Below are 19,079 nucleotides of genomic sequence, written 5' to 3' on the forward strand. Positions count from 1 at the left end.
ATGGCCTGGAACCAAGACCAAATGGCGGCCCGCGCGGCCCACGAGCTGGAAGACGGCTTTTATGTGAACCTGGGCATCGGTATCCCCACGCTGGTGGCCAACCATGTGCCCGCCGACAAAGAAGTGTGGCTGCAGAGTGAGAACGGCATGCTGGGCATTGGCCCGTTCCCCACCGAAGACGAGGTGGACGCCGACCTGATCAACGCGGGCAAACAAACCGTGACCACCATCAAGGGCAGCAGCATTTTTGGCAGCCACGAGAGTTTTGCCATGATCCGCGGCGGCAAGATCAACCTGTCCATCCTGGGGGCCATGCAGGTCAGCGCCAAGGGCGACCTGGCCAATTGGATGATCCCCGGCAAGATGGTCAAAGGCATGGGCGGCGCCATGGATCTGGTGGCGGGCGTGAAGCGTGTGATCGTGCTGATGGAACACGTGGCCAAGAAGAAAGACGGCACCACCGACCTGAAAATCCTGCCCCAATGCACCCTGCCGCTGACCGGCATGGGTGTGGTGGACCGCATCATCACCGACCTGGCCGTGATGGACGTGACCCCCGAAGGCCTGAAAGTGGTGGAGTTGGCACCCGGCGTGACACGTGAGGAATTGCAGGAGAAAACAGGGGTTCCCCTGCTCTGAGCAGCACCTGACAGCGGGTAAGATACTTTCGCTATTTCAAACCCGGGGAAAACATGTCCAGAGCGCTCAAATTCCTGATGTTCATCTACTTCGTGGTGTTTCTCACCACGGGAACCTTCATGGTTCTGATTGTTAATGCGGACGAGGGCTCACAAGCCTGGATCACGCTGCTGGTGCGCAACCACAGCATCGTGTACGCATGGCATCTGGTGTGCTGGATGATTCTGGGCATGTTCACCAACTACTACTGGGACCTGTTCAACATGGGCAAGGGCATCGAGTCCATGCAGGTGCTGCGCATCGTGCTGCCGCTGCTGGTGTCGCCTTTTGTTTTTATGCCCACCTATAACCTGTGGTTGGCCTCCAGCTCGCAGAGTTACATGCTGTTTGCGGTGATTGCGATCCAGAGCGGCTTCTTCTGGCAAGCCTTGCTGGCCAAGGTGGCACCGCTGGACAAGCCGGCCAGCATTCCCTGGTCGGTGAACAACGGCGCGAGCCGTACCAGCCGAACGGCAGCAACATCCAACGGCCCAGAACTGGGCTGAGCAGGATTTCAGGAATCAAAAAACGGGGCCTAGGCCCCGTTTTTTATGGTCGCGTGCAAGCCTGGGTATCAATGCGCTGCGGCTGCAGCATCGGCCGCTGCGCCGCCGCCAGTCTTGGCAGGGCGTGACAACCACACCAGAGGAATCAACGCCACAAAGATCAGGGCCGATGCGTAGAACACATCGTTGGCCGCCAGCGTCGCGGCCTGCTGGTCGATCATCCGGTTGATCTGGCTGAAGGCCTGCTCGGTGCTCAGGCCTGCCGCATGTAAACCCGCCAGGGCGCTATTCGATGCTGCATTGCCCTGGTTGATCGACTCGGTGAGCTGTGCGTGGTGCAGGGTGGTGCGGTCCTGCCACACGGTGACTGAGATCGAGGTACCGAAGGAGCCAAACAACACCCGGAAGAAACTGCTCAGGCCCGAGGCCGAGGCGATCTTGTCGCCCGGCAAGCCTCCCAGGATGATGCTGGTCAGCGGGATGAAAAACAGCGCCAGCGCAATGCCCTGGATCAGCGTCGGAATCATCATGGTGTTGAAGTCCGACAGCGTGCTGAACTGTGAACGCATCCACAGCACCAGGGCAAATACCAGAAAGGCGATGGTGGCCAGCCTTCGGGTGTCGAACTTGGCGATGTTTTTGCCGATGATGGGCGAGAGGATGATCGCAAACAAGCCCACCGGCGCCATCAGCATGCCCGCCTGCGTGGCGGTGTAACCCATGAAACTTTGCAACCACAGCGGCAGCAGCACGATGTTGCCCATGAACAGGCCGTAGGCAATCGACATGGCCACGGTGCCGGTCAGAAAGTTTCGCTGCTTGAACAGTTTCAGGTCCACCACCGGGTGTTCGTCGGTTAGCTCCCAGGCAATCAGGAAAGCGAAGGCAATCACCGAGAGCACGGTCAGCGCAATGATTTCGTTGGAGTGGAACCAGTCCAGCTCCTTGCCACGGTCCAGCATCATCTGGATGGCCGTCACGGCAATCACCAGCAGGGCCAGGCCCACGGTGTCAATCGGCAGTTTGCGGGTGGGCGTTTCACGTTTGTGGAAGATGCTCCAGGTGATGAAGCCGGCAATCAAGCCGATGGGCACGTTGATGAAAAAGATCCATCCCCAGTGGGCGTTGTCGGTGATCCAGCCGCCCAGCAGCGGCCCCATCACGGGCGCCACCAGCGTGGTCATCGCCCAGAGCGCCATGGCCAGCCCGGCCAGCGCCGGCGGGTAGCTGGAGAGCAGCAGCGTTTGTGCCAGCGGCATCATGGGGCCGGCCACAAAACCTTGCAGCGCGCGGGCGCCAATCAAAAAAGGCATGTTGGGGGCAATGCCGCACAGCCAGCTGGACAGCACAAACAACAACACGCTGGTCACGAACAGGCGGACCTGGCCGAAGCGTTGCGAGAGCCAGCCTGTCAGGGGCAGGGCGATGGCGTTGGCCACACCAAAGCTGGTGATCACCCAGGTGCCCTGGTTGGAGCTGACACCGAGATCGCCAGCGATGGCGGGCAGGGACACGTTGGCAATCGACGAGTCCAGCACGTTCATGAACGTGGCGGCTGACAAGGCAATCGTGCCCCACAGGCGCGCCGAACCCTCTAAGGGCGCGGGTGCGGTGTAAGAGGCGGTAGAACTCATGGGGCGGTCGTGGTGGGGGCCGGGCGCAATGGGGCTTTACACACCGGCTGCGGTGGTGGCGGCAGCGTGGACGTTGGGCTTGGCGCCCCGGCCCAGGTTGGCGGCAATGACCTTGCGCACTTCATCGTTGGCCTGCTGGTCGAGCACGGTGTACACATCGGTTTGCGTTGCGGAGGCGGTGCGGGGGGCATCGGCCAGGGACTTGCCGCTCTGGTCGGTTACATCCACCGTGGCTTCCATGGACAGGCCTACGCGCAGCGGGTTCTGCGCCAGTTGCGCTGCATCCAGCGCCACCCGCACCGGCACACGTTGCACCACCTTGATCCAGTTGCCAGTGGCGTTTTGGGCGGGCAGCAGCGAGAAGGCTGCGCCGGTACCCACACCCAGGCCGGCCACGGTGCCCTGGTATTCCATCTTTTTGCCGTACAGGTCGGCGGTGAGTTTGACCGGCTGGCCGATGCGGATGTTGCGCAGCTGCACTTCCTTGAAGTTGGCATCCACCCACACTTGGTTGAGCGGGATGATGGCCATCAGCGGGGCACCGGCGGCCACGCGTTGGCCCAGCTGTACCGTGCGTTTGGCCACGTACCCATCCACCGGGGCGGGCAGCTCCGCACGGTGCAGCGCCAGAAAGGCCTCACGGACCTTGGCAGAAGCAGCCATCACACTGGGGTGGTTTTCCACGCTGGTGCCTTCGGTCAGGGTCTGGTTGCTGTTGAGTTGTTCGCGGGCAGCGGCGACACCGGCCTGGGCCGCGGCCAGCGTGTTCTGGGCGGAGGCCAGTTGCGACTTGGCATGGTTGAGCTCTTCCTTGGACACGGCGCCGTTGCCCGACAGGGCCTGGCGGCGGTTCAGGTCATCGGTGGCGCGGGCGATGTCGGTTTGTGCCCGGGCGATGTCCGATTCGCGCAGGGTCACCTGGGCGGACAAGCTGCCGTTGTTGGCATACAGGGTGCGCACCTGGCGCACGGCTTGGGCCAGGTTGGCTTCGGCTTGGTCCAGCGCAACCTTGGCGTCGGCGGGGTCCAGCTTCACCAGTGCCTGGCCAGCTTTCACAAAGTCGGTGTCGTCGGCCATGATGGCGGTGACGGTGCCACCCACCTGCGGGGTGATCTGGATCACATTGCCTTGCACATAGGCGTTGTCGGTTTCTTCTGAGTGGCGGGCGCCGTAGTACTCGAAGCCGCCGTAGGCCAGGCCCAGCAGGACGACGATGGACAGGACGGTCAGGGCCTTCTTGCGGGTGGGGTTGCCGGCGGGAGCGGATGCGACGGAGGTGGAGGGTGTGCTCATAGTGCTGTCTTTCAATCGGTTCGGTCGGTGTATGGGGTGTTTAGCGGGCGGCGTGGTGGTCGGCCTGTGCGGTACTGGTGTCGGAGGAGGTGTCGTTGAATCCACCGCCCAGGGCACGGATCAGCTGGATCTGCGTGCCCACGCTGCGGGCGGCCAGGTCCACGCCCAGCTTGCGTTGGGCCAGCACGGCGGTTTCAGTGTTGAGTACGTTCAGGTAGTTGCCCAAACCCGCTTCGTAGCGTTGAACGGCAATGGCGTAGGCCGCTTCGGCCGCGTGTTGTGCCGCTTTTTGTTCGGTCTGTTGGCGGGCAATAGCTTGGGTGGAGGCCAACTGGTCGGCCACGTCCCGCACCGCGTCGACGACGGCGGCGTTGTAGGTCTCGATCGCGGCGTCCAGGTCGGCGGTCTTGCCCTTGAGGTTGGCGCGCAGGCGGCCCCCTTCAAACAAGGGCAGGCGGATGGCCGGGCCCACCCCCCACTGCGTGCTGCTGCTTTGCACCAGCTTGTCAAAACCAATGCTGGAGAAGCCGGCGAAAGCGGTCAGGTTGATGTTGGGGTAGAACAGGGTCTTGGCGTTGTCGACGTCGCGGGTAGCCGCTTCGACGCGCCAGCGCGCAGCCACCACATCGGCCCGGCGGCCCAGCAGGTCCAGTGGCACCGCTTGCACCTGGGTCTGCGCATTTGCTACTGAATTAATAGCTGCTGGCGCAATACTGGTGAGCGCTAGAGGCTTGTTTTGTTGTGAAGTGAGTGCGGCCAGGGCATTCAGCAGCAAGGCTTCCTGTTCTTTCAGGGCTTCGATCTGGAAGCGGGCATCGGGCAGGCCACTCTCGCTTTGTTGGAGTTCCAGCTGCGTATCCAGGCCGGCTTGCAGGCGGTCTTTCACCAGCTGCTGCGTCTGCTGGCGCTGGGCCAGGGTGCGTTGTGCCACCTCCAACTGACCCTGGATACGCATCCACTGGAAGTAGTTGCGCGCCACATTGCTGGCCAGCAGCATGCGGGCGGCTTGCTCGTCTGCCTGAGCGGCGCGGCTTTGGCCGATGGCCGCATCCAGCGCAGCGCGGTTCTTACCAAACAGATCGAGCTCCCAGTTGCCCGAGGCCTGCAGGGTGGCAATCTCGCGCTCACTACCGGCAATCGGAGCGGGCACCAGGCCGTTGCGGGTGTAGAGCTGGCGGGATGCATCCAGGCTGGCATTCAGTTGTGGGGCGCTGGCGGCATCGGCGTTGTCGATGGAGGCCATCACGCGCTGCACCCGGGCCTGGGCCACGCGCAGGCTGGGGTTGTTGGCCAGGGCCGTGTCCACCAGCTGGTTGAGCTGTTCATCGCCATAGGCTTTCCACCATTGGCTGTCCAGCGCCACGCTGTCGGCGGGAATGGCCTGGGTCGACAGGCCCGCCTGCTGGGCCGCCACGGGTTTGGCCTGCGAAAAGATGCCGGAGAAATTGGCGCAGGCGGTCAACGACGCGAGGGCGATGGCACTGAGCGCAAAACGGCTCCAGCGCAGCGCGGGGGAAGTGGGGTTGGTGGTGTCAGACATGAGGGGCTTCGCTATCGGGAGAGGTGGGGTTGGCAGCGGTGCCGTTGGCGGCTTTGATGCGTTGGGCGTTGTCCAGGATGCGGTGCAAGTAGCCGCGCAGGTTGTCAAACTCTTCCTGGGTAAAGCCTTCGAGGTGGGCGTTTTGCACGTCGCTCAGGATGCGCGGGATATCGGCTGCCGCAGCATTGCCGGCAGGCGTGAGCTCCAGGTTGACGACCCGGCGGTCTTGCTCGGACCGTACCCGCTGGCACAGGCCTTTGGCCTCCATGCGGTCCAGCATGCGGGTGGTGGCGCCGTTGTCAATCTCGCAAGCGCGGGCCAATTCCGCCACCGTAGAGGCACTCTTGTTGTACAGCTTGAAGAGTGGAATCCACTGCGCATGGGTCAGCTCGGTATGGGCGAGCTTGCGGTCTACGGCTTGGGAGACGTGGCTGATGATGTTGCGCATCAGATAGCCCACGCTGTCTTCCGGCCGGTAGCTGTCAGGGTGATAGAACGAAGGTGTGCTGGGTTTTGGCATGGGCCGAATATTAATTGCCTAAGCAAATATTGTCAAGGCTGATATTGCGTGGGCAATTGAATGCGCGCAAAAAAGCCGGCAAAAGCCGGCTTGTGGGGGAGCGTGGGGCGGGGCTTATTTCAGGATGTCGCCCAAGCAGAGGTACTTGACCTCAATGTAGTCGTCCATGCCGAAGTGCGAGCCTTCGCGGCCCAGACCGGACTGCTTGACGCCGCCGAAGGGCACGTGCTCGGTGGCGAGTATGCCGACGTTGACACCCACCATGCCGTACTCCAGTGCCTCGCCCACGCGGTAAATGCGGCCGATGTCTCGGCTGTAGAAGTAGCTGGCCAGGCCGAACTCGGTGGCGTTGGCGGCGTCAATCGCTTCTTGCTCGGTGGTGAACTTGAACACCGGGGCGAAGGGGCCAAAGGTCTCTTCGCGCGCGCACAACATGTCGGCGGTGGCGCCGGATACGACCGTGGGTTCGAAGAACTGGCCTTGCAGCGCGTGGCCGCCAGTTTCCACCTTGCCGCCTTTGGCCACGGCGTCGGCCACGTGGCGTTTGACCTTCTCTACCGCGGCGTCTTCGATCAGCGGGCCTTGCAGCACTCCGTCTTCAAAGCCGTTGCCGACCTTCATGGCCTTGACCTTGGCGCTGAACTTGGCGACGAACTGGTCGTACACCCCGGCCTGCACATAAAAGCGGTTGGCGCACACGCAAGTTTGGCCCGCGTTGCGGTACTTGCTGGCCAGCGCACCCTCCACGGCGGAGTCCACATCGGCATCGTCGAACACGATGAAGGGGGCATTGCCGCCCAGCTCTAGCGACAGCTTCTTGACGGTGGGCGCGCTCTGCGCCATCAGGATGCGGCCCACTTCGGTGGAGCCGGTGAAGCTCAGGTGGCGCACCACGTCGCTGGCGCAAATGACTTTGCCCACGGCAATCGACTGTTCGCTATCCGCCGTGATCATATTGAGCACGCCGGCCGGAATGCCCGCACGAATCGCCAACTCGGCCGCGGCCAGGGCGGTGAGTGGCGTGAGTTCTGCGGGTTTGATCAGCACCGTGCAGCCGGCCGCCAGCGCAGGCGCCACTTTGCGCGTGATCATGGCTAGCGGAAAGTTCCAGGGGGTGATGGCCGCGCACACGCCGATAGGCTGCTTGATCACCATCAGGCGGCGGTTGTTGTCGAACTGCGGCAGGGTTTCGCCGTTGACGCGCTTGGCCTCTTCGGCAAACCATTCCACAAAACTGGCGCCGTAGGCAATCTCGCCCTTGGCCTCGGCAAAGGGCTTGCCTTGTTCGGCCGTCATGATGCGGGCCAGGTCTTCCTGGTTGACCATCAGCAGGTCAAACCACTTGCGCAGGATGATGCTGCGCTCTTTGGCAGTTTTCCCTTTCCAGGCCGGCAGGGCGGCGTTGGCGGCGGCGATCGCGGCGTTGGCGTCTTGGGGCCCCAGGTTGGCCACATCGGCCAATTTGGCGCCAGTGGCGGGGTCCAACACGTCAAAGCGGGAGGCGCCGGCCACCCACTGGCCATTGATCAGCGCATCGGTCTTGAGGAGGGTGGGGTCTTTGAGCAGGGCAAGGGGACTGTTCATGGGGCTCTCGGTGGTCATGGCAAAGGACAAGGCGGGGCGGAAGGTCTATGGTACTTCCGTCCGCCGGTTTCAGGCTTGCAGCGCAGTCGCCAAGGCGGCTTCCAGCATGTCCAGGCCTTTGTCCACGATGGCGTCGCTGGCCGTCAGCGGCACCAAGATGCGCACCACGTTGCCATAGGTGCCGCAGGACAGCAGGATGAGCCCTTGTTTGGTGGCCTCGGCACACAGGCGTTTGGTCAGATCGGCATCGGGTTGGTGCACATCGCCGTTTTTGCACAGCTCCATGGCCACCATGGCACCCAAGCCGCGCACGTCGGCAATGGCGGGTTGCGTGGTCGCCAGTGTCTGCAGGCGGCTGGTAATGCGCTGCCCCAGGGCCTGGCTGCGTTGCAACAGTTGTTCTTTCTCAAAGATTTGCAGCACGGCCAGGGCCGCCGCACAGCCTAGCGGGCTACCCGCGTAGGTGCCACCCAAGCCACCGGGAGCGGGGGCGTCCATCACTTCAGCACGGCCCACCACGGCAGAGATGGGAAAGCCCCCGGCCATGGACTTGGCCATGGTGATCAGGTCGGGTGCCACGCCGCTTTGCTCGATGGCAAACCAGGTGCCAGTGCGGCCCGCGCCGGTCTGGATTTCGTCGGCAATCAGCAGAATGCCGTGCTGGTCGCACAGGGCGCGCAGGCGTTGCAAAAAGTCAAACGGCGCTACGTTAAACCCGCCTTCGCCCTGCACGGGTTCCACAATGATGGCCGCCACACGGCTGGCTTCGATGTCGTTTTTGAAGATGGTTTCCAAGGAAGCCATCGCGTCATCCACGCTCACGCCATGCAGCGCATTGGGAAACTGCGCATGGAAGATGTCGCCCGGGAAAGGGCCAAAACCTACCTTGTAAGGCGCTACTTTGCCAGTCAAACCCAGCGTCATCATCGTGCGGCCGTGGTAGCCACTGGTGAACGCGATGACGCCAGCACGTTTGGTGTAGGCACGGGCGATCTTGACGGCGTTTTCCACGGCCTCGGCACCGGAGCTCAGAAAGAAGGTTTTCTTGTCAAAGTTGCCGGGCGCCAGCGCATTGATGCGTTCGGCCAGCTCCACATAAGGCTCGTAGGCCAGCACCTGGAAGCAGGTATGGGTGTAGTGGTCCAACTGGTCTTTGACCGCTGCAATGATCTCCGGGTGGCGGTGGCCGGTGTTGAGCACGGCAATGCCACCGGCAAAGTCGATGTAGCGCCGGCCCTCCACATCCCACACCTCGGCGTTCTCGCCCTTGGTGATGAAAACTTCGTGGCTTTGGCCGACTCCGCGGGGGATGGCGGCGCGGCGGCGGGCCATGAGGGTGGCGTTGGTAGCGGATGTGCTGTTGTTGGTGGTCATGTGCAATACCTTCAAAAATGGCTGCTCAGGCGTTGTGTTTCACCATGATATGGCGGGCGCAGCTGTAGTCCTCTAGCGCGTAGACCGACATGTCTTTGCCGTAGCCCGAGTGTTTCATGCCGCCGTGTGGCATTTCGGACACCAGCATGAAGTGGGTGTTGACCCAGGTGCAGCCGTACTGCAGGCGTGAGGCAATGCCCATGGCGCGGCCCACATCGCTGGTCCACACCGAGCTGGAGAGCCCGTAGTCCGACTCATTGGCCCAGGCCACGGCCTGCTCGGCGTCTTTCACACGGGTGATGGACACCACCGGACCAAACACCTCGCTGCGCACAATTTCGTCGTCCTGCAGGGCGCCGGCCACCACGGTGGGTTTGTAGAAAAAGCCTTTGGTGCCCAGGGTGCTGCCACCCGCCGTGATTTCCACATGCGGCAGCTGGCTGGCGCGGTCTACAAAGCTGGCTACGCGATCACGCTGGCGGGCCGAGATCAGCGGCCCCATCTCCACACCGGGTTCCTGCTGGGTGCCAGTTTTGATGGTGGACACCGCACTGCTGAGGTCGGCCACCAGCTTCTCGTAGATGCCCTCGGTGGCGTAGACGCGGCAGGCGGCGGTGCAGTCTTGCCCGGCGTTGTAATACCCAAAGGTGCGCAGGCCTTCCACCACGCTACCCAGATCGGCATCGTCCAGCACGATGACCGGGGCTTTGCCGCCCAGTTCCAGGTGGGTGCGTTTGATGCCACGTGCGGCCGACTCCATGATCTTGCTGCCGGTGGACACATCACCCGTGAGCGACGCCATACGAATGCGCGGGTCGCGGATCAGCGGTGCACCCACGGTGTCACCCCGGCCACACACGATGTTGACCACGCCCGGCGGCAGGATTTCGGCCAGCAGCTCGCCCATGCGCAGCGTGGTCAGCGGTGTGTTTTCCGACGGCTTGAGCACCACGGTGTTGCCCATGGCAATGGCCGGCCCCAGTTTCCAGGCCGCCATCATGAGCGGGTAGTTCCACGGCGCGATGGAAGCCACCACACCCAGCGGGTCGCGCCGGATCATGCTGGTGTGGCCCGGCAGGTATTCACCGGCCAATGCGCCCGACATATTGCGGATGGCGCCGGCAAAGAAGCGGTAGACATCGGCAATCGCCGGGATCTCGTCGTTGCGCGCGGCAGCCAGCGGCTTGCCGCAGTTCAGCGACTCCAGCATGGCGAACTCGTCGCCATTGGCTTCAATGGCATCGGCAATCTTGAGCAGGTAGGCGCTGCGGTCGCGCGGGGTCAGGGCGGCCCAGGCAGGAAAGGCGGCGTGCGCGGCGTCCACCGCCAGGCGCAACTGGTCGGCGCTGGCCTCGCGCACTTCGCAGAGCTGCTCGCCGGTGGACGGGTTGAGGACGGCTTCTGCGCGCCCTTCACCGGTAACGCGTTGGCCATTGATCAGAAGTTGGGTCGGAAAACGGGTTGCAGCCATGGGGTGCTCCAAGGGTGAGAGAAAAGGAATGACGTGTTGTTAGCGGGTATTGGGGCTGGCGTCGCCATCGCGGGTCAGGCGCCAGGCCAGCAGGATCAGGGGCATGGTGAGAACCATGATGGCCAGTGCCACCACGTTGGTAATGGCCGCCTCACGCGGGCGGCCCAACTGGCCCATGAGCCAGATCGGCAAAGTTTTGTCGGCACCGGCGGTGAAGGTGGTGACGATGAGTTCGTCCACCGACAGCGCAAAAGCCAGAATGCCGCCGGCCAGCAAGGCCGTGCCCAGCTGCGGCAGGATGATGTAACGCAGCGTGGTGAGGGTGTCCGCGCCCAGGTCCATGGAGGCCTCCCACAGGCGGCTGGGCAGGCGGCGCAGGCGCGCCACTACGTTGTTGTGCACGATGACCACACAGAACGTGGCGTGGCCCACCACGATGGTCCAGAAGCCGGGGTTGACCTCCAGCATCTTGAAGGCCGCCAGCAGGGCAATGCCGGTCACGATGCCCGGTAATGCGATGGGCATGATCAGCATGGTGGTGAAGGCGTCCTTGCCGAAGAAACGGTCGCGGTTCAGTGCGGCGGCAGTGAGGGTGCCCAGCACCATGGCGATGATGGTGGCCATGGCCGCCACCGACATGGAGAGGTAAATCGCTTCGTGGATATCGGTGCGCTCCAGCGCCCGGGCGAACCAGCGAAGTGTGAGCCCCTCCATGGGGAAGCTGTAGCTGCTGTCGGCGTTGTTGAAGGCGTACAGCGCAATGAACAACAAAGGCAGGTGCAAAAAGGCCAGGCCCGCATAGGCGGTGATGCGGAGTAAACGGTGCTTAGAGTGCATTAAATGCCCCCAGTCTGCGTGCGATAGAGAGGTAGATCGTGATCAGCACAATCGGCACACAAGTGAAGGCTGCGGCCATGGGAATGTTGCCGATGGTGCCTTGCATGGTGTAGACCATGTTGCCGATGTAGAGGCCCGAGGGGCCCACCAGTTGGGGAATGATGTAGTCACCCAGCGTGAGCGAAAAGGTGAAGATGGAACCCGCCACCACACCGGGGAACGCCAGCGGCCACAGCACGGTGCGGAAGGTCTGCCAAGGGCGGGCGCCCAGGTCGCCTGAGGCCAGTAGCAGGTTGGCCGGCACACGCTCGATGGCGGCCTGGATGGGCAGCACCATGAAAGGTAGCCAGATGTAGGTGAACACCAGAAAACGCCCGAGGTTGGAGGTGGCCAGGGTGTCGCCCCCAATCACCGGGATGGCGAGTACGGCCTGCAGCACCGCTTGCAGCCCCAGCGCATTGACCACCCAGTAAATCACACCGCCCTGGGCCAGCAGCACGGTCCAGGCATAGGCTTTGACGATGTAGCTGGCCCACATGGGTAACATCACGCCGACATAAAAGAAGCCCTTTTCTGCCGGGCTGGCGTGGTGCGCCATGTAATAGGCCATAGGGAACCCAATGAGCACCGTGCCCAGTGTCACGGCGATGGCCATGCCCAGTGTGCGCAGCACAATGTCCAGGTTGGCCGGCACCAGCAGGTTGGCAAAGTTGTCGGTGGTGAATTCGGCCACGACGGACATGCTCATGTCGTCGAACACAAACACACTTTGGCTTAGCAGCGTGAGCAGCGAGCCCACATAGACCACGCCAAACCACAGCAACGGTGGCATGAGGATCAGCAGCAGCGTGAGTGTGCGCCGCTGGTAAATGAGGTTGGAGAGTGCGCGCATGGCAGGGGTCTCAGGCGTCCAGCATCACCATGTGCTGCTGCGACCAGCTCAGCGCCACACGCTGGCCGGGCTGGGTCTGGGCAGCCAGTGCCGAGGCGGCCTCGCTTTCAGCCTGCATGGCCGTGATGACCTGCCCACCGACCTGAACCTCCAGCCGCTGGCTGGCACCGAGGAACTGGATCGCCAGCACTTCACCTTCCACCAGCCAACGGCCTGCCGCAGCAGCTGTGCCGATTGGGTGGATGCCGATGTTTTCCTGCCGCACGGCAAAGGCCTGCGGTGCGCCGGTGAGGGTGTGGGCCAGTGGCGTATCGATCACATTGGCACTGCCCACAAAGTCGGCCACAAAACGGGTGCGCGGCTGGTGGTACAAGTCCCGCGGGCTGGCAATCTGCTCGATCTTTCCCTGGTTAAAAACGGCAATACGGTCTGACATGGACAGGGCCTCGCCCTGGTCATGCGTGACATAGACAAAGGTGATGCCCAGCTTGCGGTGCAGCACCTTGAGTTCGACCTGCATTTGCTCGCGCAGCTTCATGTCGAGTGCGCCCAGCGGCTCGTCCAGCAACAGGATGCGTGGGCGGTTGACCAGCGCCCGGGCCAGCGCCACGCGCTGGCGTTGGCCGCCGGACAACTGGGCCGGTGTGCGCTGTGCATGGTCGGGCAGGGCCACCATAGCCAGGGCCTCACGGGCCCGGGCATGGCGCTCAGCCAGAGGAACCTTGCGCACCATCAATCCGTAGGCCACGTTGTCCAGCACGTCCATGTGCGGAAACAGCGCGTAGTCCTGGAAGACGGTGTTGACGTCGCGTTCATACGGAGGTGTGCCAGAGGCCTCCTGGCCCATCAGGGTCAGGCTGCCACTGCTCGGTTGCTCAAAGCCGGCCATCAGCCGCAGGGAGGTGGTCTTGCCGGAGCCCGAAGGCCCCAGCATGGAGAAAAACTCCCCTTCCTGCACGGTGAAGCTGACGCCGTCCAGCGCCTTGACCTCACCGTAATGCCGGGAAATACCCTTGAACTCGATTGCAACTGGCATACACACCTTATTTTTTAAAACTTACCGACCACCCATGATGGCGATGTAATCCATCGCCCACTTGGCGTAGGGGACACACGTGCCTTGGGTGGTGCATTTGGCCTGGGGAGTCTTCCAGAACTTGATCTTGTTCAGGTCGTCAAAACCGTTGACCTTGCAGAAGTCGCTGCCGCCGGGGGCTTTGGCTTTGCACGCGCCCGGTGTGACCGGCACAGTGCCAAACCACTCGGCCAAGGGGGCCTGCAGTTTGTCGCTCAACTGGTGTTCCATCCACTGGTAGGCGCAGTTCACGTTTTTGGCGTTGGCGTGCAGCATGGTGGTGTCGGCCCAGCCAGTTGCACCTTCCTTGGGCACGACTGAGGCAATGGGTTTCTTCTCACCCTTGAGCGAGTTCACCATGAAGCCCCAGGAGCCCGAAGCGGCAATACCTTCACCCTTGAAGTCATTCATCTGCACGGTGGCATCGTGCCAGTAGCGGTGGGTCAGCTTCTTCTGGCCGCGCAGCAGCTCCAGCACGGCGGCGTACTGTTTTTCGTTGAGTTCGTAGGGGTCCTTGATGCCCAGCTCAGGCTTCTTGCTCATGAGATACAGCGCGGCATCGGCGATGTAGATGGCGCCGTCGTAGGCCTGCACACGGCCCTTGTTGGATTTGCCGTCGGGCAGGTTCTGCTCTTCAAATACCACGGCCCAGGAGTCGGGGGCCTTCTTGAACACATCGGTGTTGTACATCAGCACGTTGGGGCCGGACTGGTAAGGCACACCATAGTGTTTGCCATCCACCGTGTGCCAGGCCGCGTTTTGCAGGCGCGAGTCGATGTTTTTGTAGCTGGGTACCAGACCAATGTTGACTTCTTGCACCAGCTTGGAGGCGATCAGGCGCCCGCTGGCATCACCGGATGCCGTGACCAGGTCGTAACCACCGGCCTTCATCAGGGACACCATTTCGTCCGAGGTGGCAGCGGTCTTGACATTGACCTTGCAGCCCGAAGACTTTTCGAAGCTGGTGGTCCAGTCGTATTCCTTGACCGTTTCGCCGCGCTCGATGTAGCCGGCCCAAGCGATGATGTTGAGCTGCCCCTCCCCCTTGCCAAGTGCCTTGGGGGGAGCTGCGAGGCTGGAGGTGGCGGCGGCCACGGCCAGCAAACCGGTGAGTAGTGCGCGGGTTTGGGACATGAAGAACTCCTGACGTTGGTTGTTGGGGCGCGCAGGTGCGGGCCTGAAAAGCATCTTAGGTTTTGCCCTGGACTTGAACCATATCGCCAAGGCAATACAATCCATCGGGAAAACAGAAACCTCGCACCAAAAAACGTTTATTTAGTGGTTTACCCTATGCCTCAAAGCAGTGCATTTGCGGGTTTACCCTTTAAACGAGCCAAAAAGGTGCCTGAAATGAAGAAATAGCGAAATGAGCACGTCTTTCAAGAGCATTCGGTATTTCATAGCGGTGGCCGAATCTGGCTCCATTTCTGCTGCCATTCAGGAATTGGGCGTCTCGCAATCAGTGGTTTCGGCCGCAATTGCCCAAATCGAGGCCGACCTGGGCACCCTGCTGTTCGAACGCCGGGCACGTGGCATGTCGCTCACCCATGCGGGCCACCAGTTTTTGCGCCACGCCCACCAAATTGAGGTGGCCATGCGCAACGCGCGCGATGCCCTGGCCTCCCGCCCCCATACCGTTACCGGCAGTCTCAACATCGGGGTGACCAGCCTGATGGTGGGTTATTACCTGCCGTTTCTGCTGGACCGCTTCCGCCGCGTGTTTCCCCGCATCCAGGTGCAGATCACCGAAGACCGGCGCGATTACCTGGAGCATTTGCTGGTGAGTGGGGAGCTCGATGTCGCGCTGATCGTGGTGTCACAGCTGCAGAACTACCGCGCACTGGAGACCGAGACCATTCTGCGCTCCGGCTGGCGGGTCTGGTGCCCGGTGAACCACCGGTTGGTTAGCGAGGAAAGAATCCAGGCCGCGGAGCTGGCGCAGCAGTCACTGATCCTGCTGCAGGTGGACGAGCTGGGCGATGCCACCACGGCGCTGTGGAATGCCGGCGGTGCCGACCCCAATGTGTTGATCCGTACCTCGTCGGTGGAGGCGGTGCGCAGCCTGGTAGCGACTGGGGCGGGCTGTTCGGTGTTGCCCGACATGTTGTACCGCCCTTGGTCGCTGGAGGGGGATCGCATTGAGGCACGGCCCTTGGTGCAGCCCTTGCCGCCACTGGATGTGGGGTTGGCTTGGCGCAAGGGGGCGGTGTTGCCGGAGTCGCTGAGCAACTTTTTGACGGCGGTGCGGCCTACGCTGGATGGGTATTTGCCGGCTACGGGGGGGCATTTGCGGTAGTTTTTGGTTGGGTTAGACCGCTTTTTTGGACACCCACTCCCCCAGCCCCTCGCCCCGTCGGCGAGGGGAGCTTTTAACAGCCGTATTTTTTCGTTGTGCGCCGACTACATGGCTACTGGAGTTTTGTTGCGACTGTTTGTTCGCTCCACGGCCCCGGGCGGCGGTTGTAGGACTTCTGATGGGTGTGCGCGGAACCGCTGGCGGCTGCGCACGCCAGGAGTGGAGCGCAAGCACGTTCGTGGCCACTACAACCGTTGGCACTGGCCGTGGCGCACCCACCCGCTGGCGACAGTCCTTGTGTAGCACCGCAGCCGGAGCAACACCACCAAATCGGCTGTTAAAAAGGCTCCCCTCGCCGACGGGGCGAGGGGCTGGGGGAGTGGGTGTCCAAAAAAGCGGTGCAGCCCAACAAAAAAAGTGAGTTACAGCAACCCACGCTTAGCCAAGTTGCGCATCAGGTGCGAAGCGCCGAAAGTCCAAGGTGGGCAGTGGTCCGTAGCCTGCATGCGGTTGCGCAGCGTGCCCAGCTTGGGGCTGGTGATGGTCACCACATCGCCCAGTTTGTGGGTGAATCCACTGCCCGGCGCATCGCGGTCCTGCACGGGCGCAAACAGCGTGCCCAAAAACAGCATGGCGCCATCCGGGTACTGGTGGTGCGCCCCCATCAGTTGGCCCGCCAATGCCAGCGGGTCGCGGCTGATGCGGGCCATAGACGAATAACCGTCCATCACAAAACCATCTTCCCCTTCCACCCGCAGGCTCAGCTCGGCCTGGCGCACGTCGTCGATGTTGAAGCTGGTATCAAACAAGCGGATGAAAGGACCAATGGCCGCCGAGGCGTTGTTGTCCTTGGCCTTGCCCAGCAGTAGGGCCGAGCGGCCTTCCACATCGCGCAGGTTCACGTCGTTACCCAGGGTGGCGCCCACCACCTGGCCGCGCGAGTTGATGGTCAGCACCACTTCGGGTTCCGGGTTGTTCCAGTGGGATGCGGGGTGCAGACCTGCGTCGGCCCCGCAGCCCACGGCGGCCAGCACTGGAGCCTTGGTAAAAATTTCTGCGTCCGGGCCAATGCCAACCTCCAGGTACTGGCTCCAGGCGCCTTGGGCGATGAGCACTTGTTTGAGCGCCATGGCCTGCTCGGAGCCCGGTGTCAGCTTGGAGAGGTCGTCGCCAATCAGTGCCTGAATTTCGGTGCGGATCGCGACGGCAGCGGCCGGGTTGCCGCGTGCCTTTTCTTCAATCACGCGCTCCAGCATGGAGGTGGCAAAGGTCACGCCTGCTGCCTTGATGGCTTGCAGGTCACAAGGCGCCAATAGCCAAGGGCGGTCTTGCTTGTTCTGGTGGCCGTTGCTGTTGGCCAGTAAATCTTCTAGGCTGCAAACCACCTTTCCTTGAGCCGCCCGCAGAGCAGCGGCGGGGTCGGGGGTTTCGCAGAGATCGCGCACGGTGGGGTAGGTAGCACTGATGTCCAGCACCATGCCGTCACGCAGCGCCACCACGCTGGGGCCTTGCACGTCGGGGCGCCAGATGCGGCCGACCAGGGCACCTTGGGTGCCGTCGAGGGGGAGGGTGTTGTCGGGAGTGAGTTGCATCGTTTTATCCAGTCACATAACCCATGGTCTGGGGCAGCCAAAGCACGATTTGGGGGAAGCAGGTGATTGCCAGCAGCAGGCACAAGAGCATGACGAGGAAGGGCCAGCCTTCTTTCATCATCTCGCCAATCGGAATGCCGGTGAGAGCTTTGGTAACAAACAGCAGCATGCCAAAAGGTGGGTGAATCAGGCCAATCATCATGTTGAGCACCACCAGCACACCAAAGTGCACCAAATCCACACCCAGTAGCTTGGCTGCGGGCAGCAACATGGGCACAAACACCAGCAGCAGCACGGATACATCCAGAAAGCAGCCCAGCACCAGGAACATGACGTTCACCAGCAGCAAAAACTGGATTTTGGTGAGGTCCATGCTGTCCACCCACGTCGCCATGCTTTGGGGAACACCCTCGGCGGTGAAGGCGTAGTTCAGCATGAAGGAGCCAGCCAGGATGATCGTGATGACGGCGCTGCCGCGTGTGGACTCCAGCACCACGCCCCAAAAGCTGCGCCAGGTGAGTGCGCGGAACACCACGGTGGACAAAATCAGCGCATGCAGCGCGGCCACGGCCGCTGCTTCTGTGGGGGTAAAAGCGCCCGAGTAGATGCCACCGAGCAAGACGATAGGCATAGACAAAGGCAGAGCACCACGGAAGATCAGACCTGCCCACTCGGAGCGGGGCACCGGCTCGTCACGCGGCATATTGCGTTTGACCGCAATGATGTGGACCACAAACATCATCAGCCCGGCCATCAGAAAGCCCGGCACCACACCGCCCAGGAACAGTGCGCCCACGGAGGCGCCCGACACCAGGGCATAGATGACCATGGGAATGCTGGGTGGAATGATGGGCCCCAGCGTGGCACTGGCCACCACCACGGCACCGGCAAACCCGCGTGTGTACTCCGGCTTTTTCAGCATCTGGCGAATGGTTACCAGGCCGGGGCCCGCGGCATCGGCAATGGCACTGCCGCTCATGCCAGAGAAGATCACACTGACCAAAATGTCCACCTGCGCCAGGCCACCGCGCATGCGGCCCACCAGGATGCGGCAGAAGTCAAAAATGCGCTCACTCACGGTGCCCGCATTCATGATGTTGGCGGCAAACACAAACAACGGCACCGCCAGCAACACATAGCTGTTGTAGAGACCGTTGCCTACCTGTTCGGCCACCAGGCCTACATCCTGGCCTTTGACCAGCAGGTAGGCCACGCCCGACACCAGCATGGAAAAACCGATAGGCATGCGCAGCAGCAGGCCTGCCACCATCACGCCAACAAGAATCCAGATTCCAGAGGTCATAGTCGCAATTCCGCTTCCAGGCCGATGCCACGCACGGCGTTCCAGATGGCCCAGGCGCTGCGGATGACCAGGGCGATCAAGAGCAACACAAACGGCAAGAAAATCCACATAAACGGCAGGCTCAGCACGGGTGAACCTTCGCGGGCCATGAAGTGCACATAGTCCCAACTGGCAGGAATGGCCACCAGGGCCAGGCCACCCACCATCAGGTTGCCCACAATGCGCATGGCTTGGCGGGTGCGGGTGTTCACGCTGTTCCACACCAGGTCAAACACCACGTGTTCGCGCTCTGGCACCACGGCAGCTGCGGCCCACAGAATCACCCACACGTACAAAATGACGGCCGCCTCATCGGTCCACGGCAAGGGCTTGTTGAAGCCAAAACGCGCTGTTATCTGGATGATGAACACGACAAACAGGGTCAGGAAAAGGCCGCCGCCCAGAAGGTTGGCGGCCTGTTGCAATCGACGCAACATGGGGAATG

At 62.2% G+C, this 19,079-nt stretch carries 17 protein-coding genes; 3 read left to right on the forward strand and 14 right to left on the reverse strand.

Annotated features, from left to right (window positions below):
• Both C5F53_RS06040 and C5F53_RS06045 read left to right on the forward strand, forming a co-directional pair.
• Entirely contained in the window at positions 1-639 is a 639-nt protein-coding gene (locus C5F53_RS06040; protein WP_105260480.1) for a CoA transferase subunit B, read from the forward strand.
• 119 nt (positions 640-758) lie between these two features.
• Positions 759-1,184, forward strand: a complete 426-nt coding sequence (locus tag C5F53_RS06045) for a hypothetical protein (protein ID WP_146097303.1) — start codon at positions 759-761, stop codon at positions 1,182-1,184.
• A gap of 68 nt (positions 1,185-1,252) precedes the next feature.
• Here C5F53_RS06045 and C5F53_RS06050 read toward each other — a convergent pair whose 3' ends face one another.
• The 11 genes from C5F53_RS06050 to C5F53_RS06100 all read right to left on the reverse strand — a co-directional run bounded on the left by C5F53_RS06050 (position 1,253) and on the right by C5F53_RS06100 (position 14,538).
• Entirely contained in the window at positions 1,253-2,818 is a 1,566-nt protein-coding gene (locus tag C5F53_RS06050) for a DHA2 family efflux MFS transporter permease subunit (protein ID WP_105260482.1), read from the reverse strand.
• A 36-nt stretch (positions 2,819-2,854) separates the two neighbouring features.
• The gene (locus C5F53_RS06055) at positions 2,855-4,111 is read right to left on the reverse strand and encodes an efflux RND transporter periplasmic adaptor subunit (RefSeq protein ID WP_105260483.1); all 1,257 of its coding nucleotides are present in this window, start codon (positions 4,109-4,111) and stop codon (positions 2,855-2,857) included.
• A 40-nt stretch (positions 4,112-4,151) separates the two neighbouring features.
• Positions 4,152-5,651: an efflux transporter outer membrane subunit gene (locus tag C5F53_RS06060; RefSeq protein WP_105260484.1), complete on the reverse strand. Its 1,500-nt coding sequence runs from the start codon at positions 5,649-5,651 to the stop codon at positions 4,152-4,154.
• Positions 5,644-6,171, reverse strand: a complete 528-nt coding sequence (locus C5F53_RS06065) for a MarR family winged helix-turn-helix transcriptional regulator (RefSeq protein WP_105260485.1) — start codon at positions 6,169-6,171, stop codon at positions 5,644-5,646. The genes C5F53_RS06060 and C5F53_RS06065 overlap by 8 nt, the downstream gene beginning before the upstream one ends.
• 114 nt (positions 6,172-6,285) lie before the next feature.
• Positions 6,286-7,755: an NAD-dependent succinate-semialdehyde dehydrogenase gene (locus tag C5F53_RS06070; protein WP_236635266.1), complete on the reverse strand. Its 1,470-nt coding sequence runs from the start codon at positions 7,753-7,755 to the stop codon at positions 6,286-6,288.
• 69 nt (positions 7,756-7,824) lie between these two features.
• Positions 7,825-9,129 carry a 4-aminobutyrate--2-oxoglutarate transaminase gene (gene gabT / locus C5F53_RS06075; protein ID WP_105260487.1) on the reverse strand — a complete coding sequence of 435 codons (1,305 nt, stop codon included), beginning with the start codon at positions 9,127-9,129 and terminating at the stop codon, positions 7,825-7,827.
• A gap of 25 nt (positions 9,130-9,154) precedes the next feature.
• A complete protein-coding gene (locus C5F53_RS06080) occupies positions 9,155-10,600 on the reverse strand; it encodes a gamma-aminobutyraldehyde dehydrogenase (protein WP_105260488.1) in 1,446 nt (481 codons plus the stop codon).
• A 39-nt stretch (positions 10,601-10,639) separates the two neighbouring features.
• Positions 10,640-11,437, reverse strand: a complete 798-nt coding sequence (locus C5F53_RS06085) for an ABC transporter permease (RefSeq protein WP_105260489.1) — start codon at positions 11,435-11,437, stop codon at positions 10,640-10,642.
• Entirely contained in the window at positions 11,427-12,329 is a 903-nt protein-coding gene (locus tag C5F53_RS06090; RefSeq protein ID WP_105260490.1) for an ABC transporter permease, read from the reverse strand. Before C5F53_RS06090 ends, C5F53_RS06085 begins: the two co-directional genes overlap by 11 nt.
• A gap of 10 nt (positions 12,330-12,339) precedes the next feature.
• The gene (locus C5F53_RS06095) at positions 12,340-13,365 is read right to left on the reverse strand and encodes an ABC transporter ATP-binding protein (RefSeq protein ID WP_105260491.1); all 1,026 of its coding nucleotides are present in this window, start codon (positions 13,363-13,365) and stop codon (positions 12,340-12,342) included.
• 21 nt (positions 13,366-13,386) lie between these two features.
• Positions 13,387-14,538: an ABC transporter substrate-binding protein gene (locus C5F53_RS06100; protein WP_105260947.1), complete on the reverse strand. Its 1,152-nt coding sequence runs from the start codon at positions 14,536-14,538 to the stop codon at positions 13,387-13,389.
• A gap of 232 nt (positions 14,539-14,770) precedes the next feature.
• Between C5F53_RS06100 and C5F53_RS06105 the strand changes: the two genes are divergently transcribed.
• Positions 14,771-15,700: a LysR family transcriptional regulator gene (locus C5F53_RS06105; RefSeq protein WP_105260492.1), complete on the forward strand. Its 930-nt coding sequence runs from the start codon at positions 14,771-14,773 to the stop codon at positions 15,698-15,700.
• A gap of 422 nt (positions 15,701-16,122) precedes the next feature.
• On the opposite strand, the gene C5F53_RS06110 is transcribed toward C5F53_RS06105, so the two are convergent.
• From C5F53_RS06110 to C5F53_RS06120, 3 genes are read right to left on the reverse strand one after another with little or no spacing between them, the layout of a single operon-like run.
• A complete protein-coding gene (locus C5F53_RS06110) occupies positions 16,123-17,292 on the reverse strand; it encodes a fumarylacetoacetate hydrolase family protein (protein WP_105260493.1) in 1,170 nt (389 codons plus the stop codon).
• Between the two features lie 4 nt (positions 17,293-17,296).
• Positions 17,297-18,595: a TRAP transporter large permease gene (locus C5F53_RS06115; protein ID WP_105260494.1), complete on the reverse strand. Its 1,299-nt coding sequence runs from the start codon at positions 18,593-18,595 to the stop codon at positions 17,297-17,299.
• Positions 18,592-19,071 (reverse strand): TRAP transporter small permease, encoded by a 480-nt coding sequence (locus C5F53_RS06120; protein WP_105260495.1) that lies wholly within the window; start codon positions 19,069-19,071, stop codon positions 18,592-18,594. The genes C5F53_RS06115 and C5F53_RS06120 overlap by 4 nt, the downstream gene beginning before the upstream one ends.
• Positions 19,072-19,079: the final 8 nt, after the last annotated feature.

Source organism: Rhodoferax sp. TS-BS-61-7 (assembly GCF_002943465.1).
Taxonomy (GTDB): Bacteria; Pseudomonadota; Gammaproteobacteria; order Burkholderiales; family Burkholderiaceae_C; genus Allorhodoferax.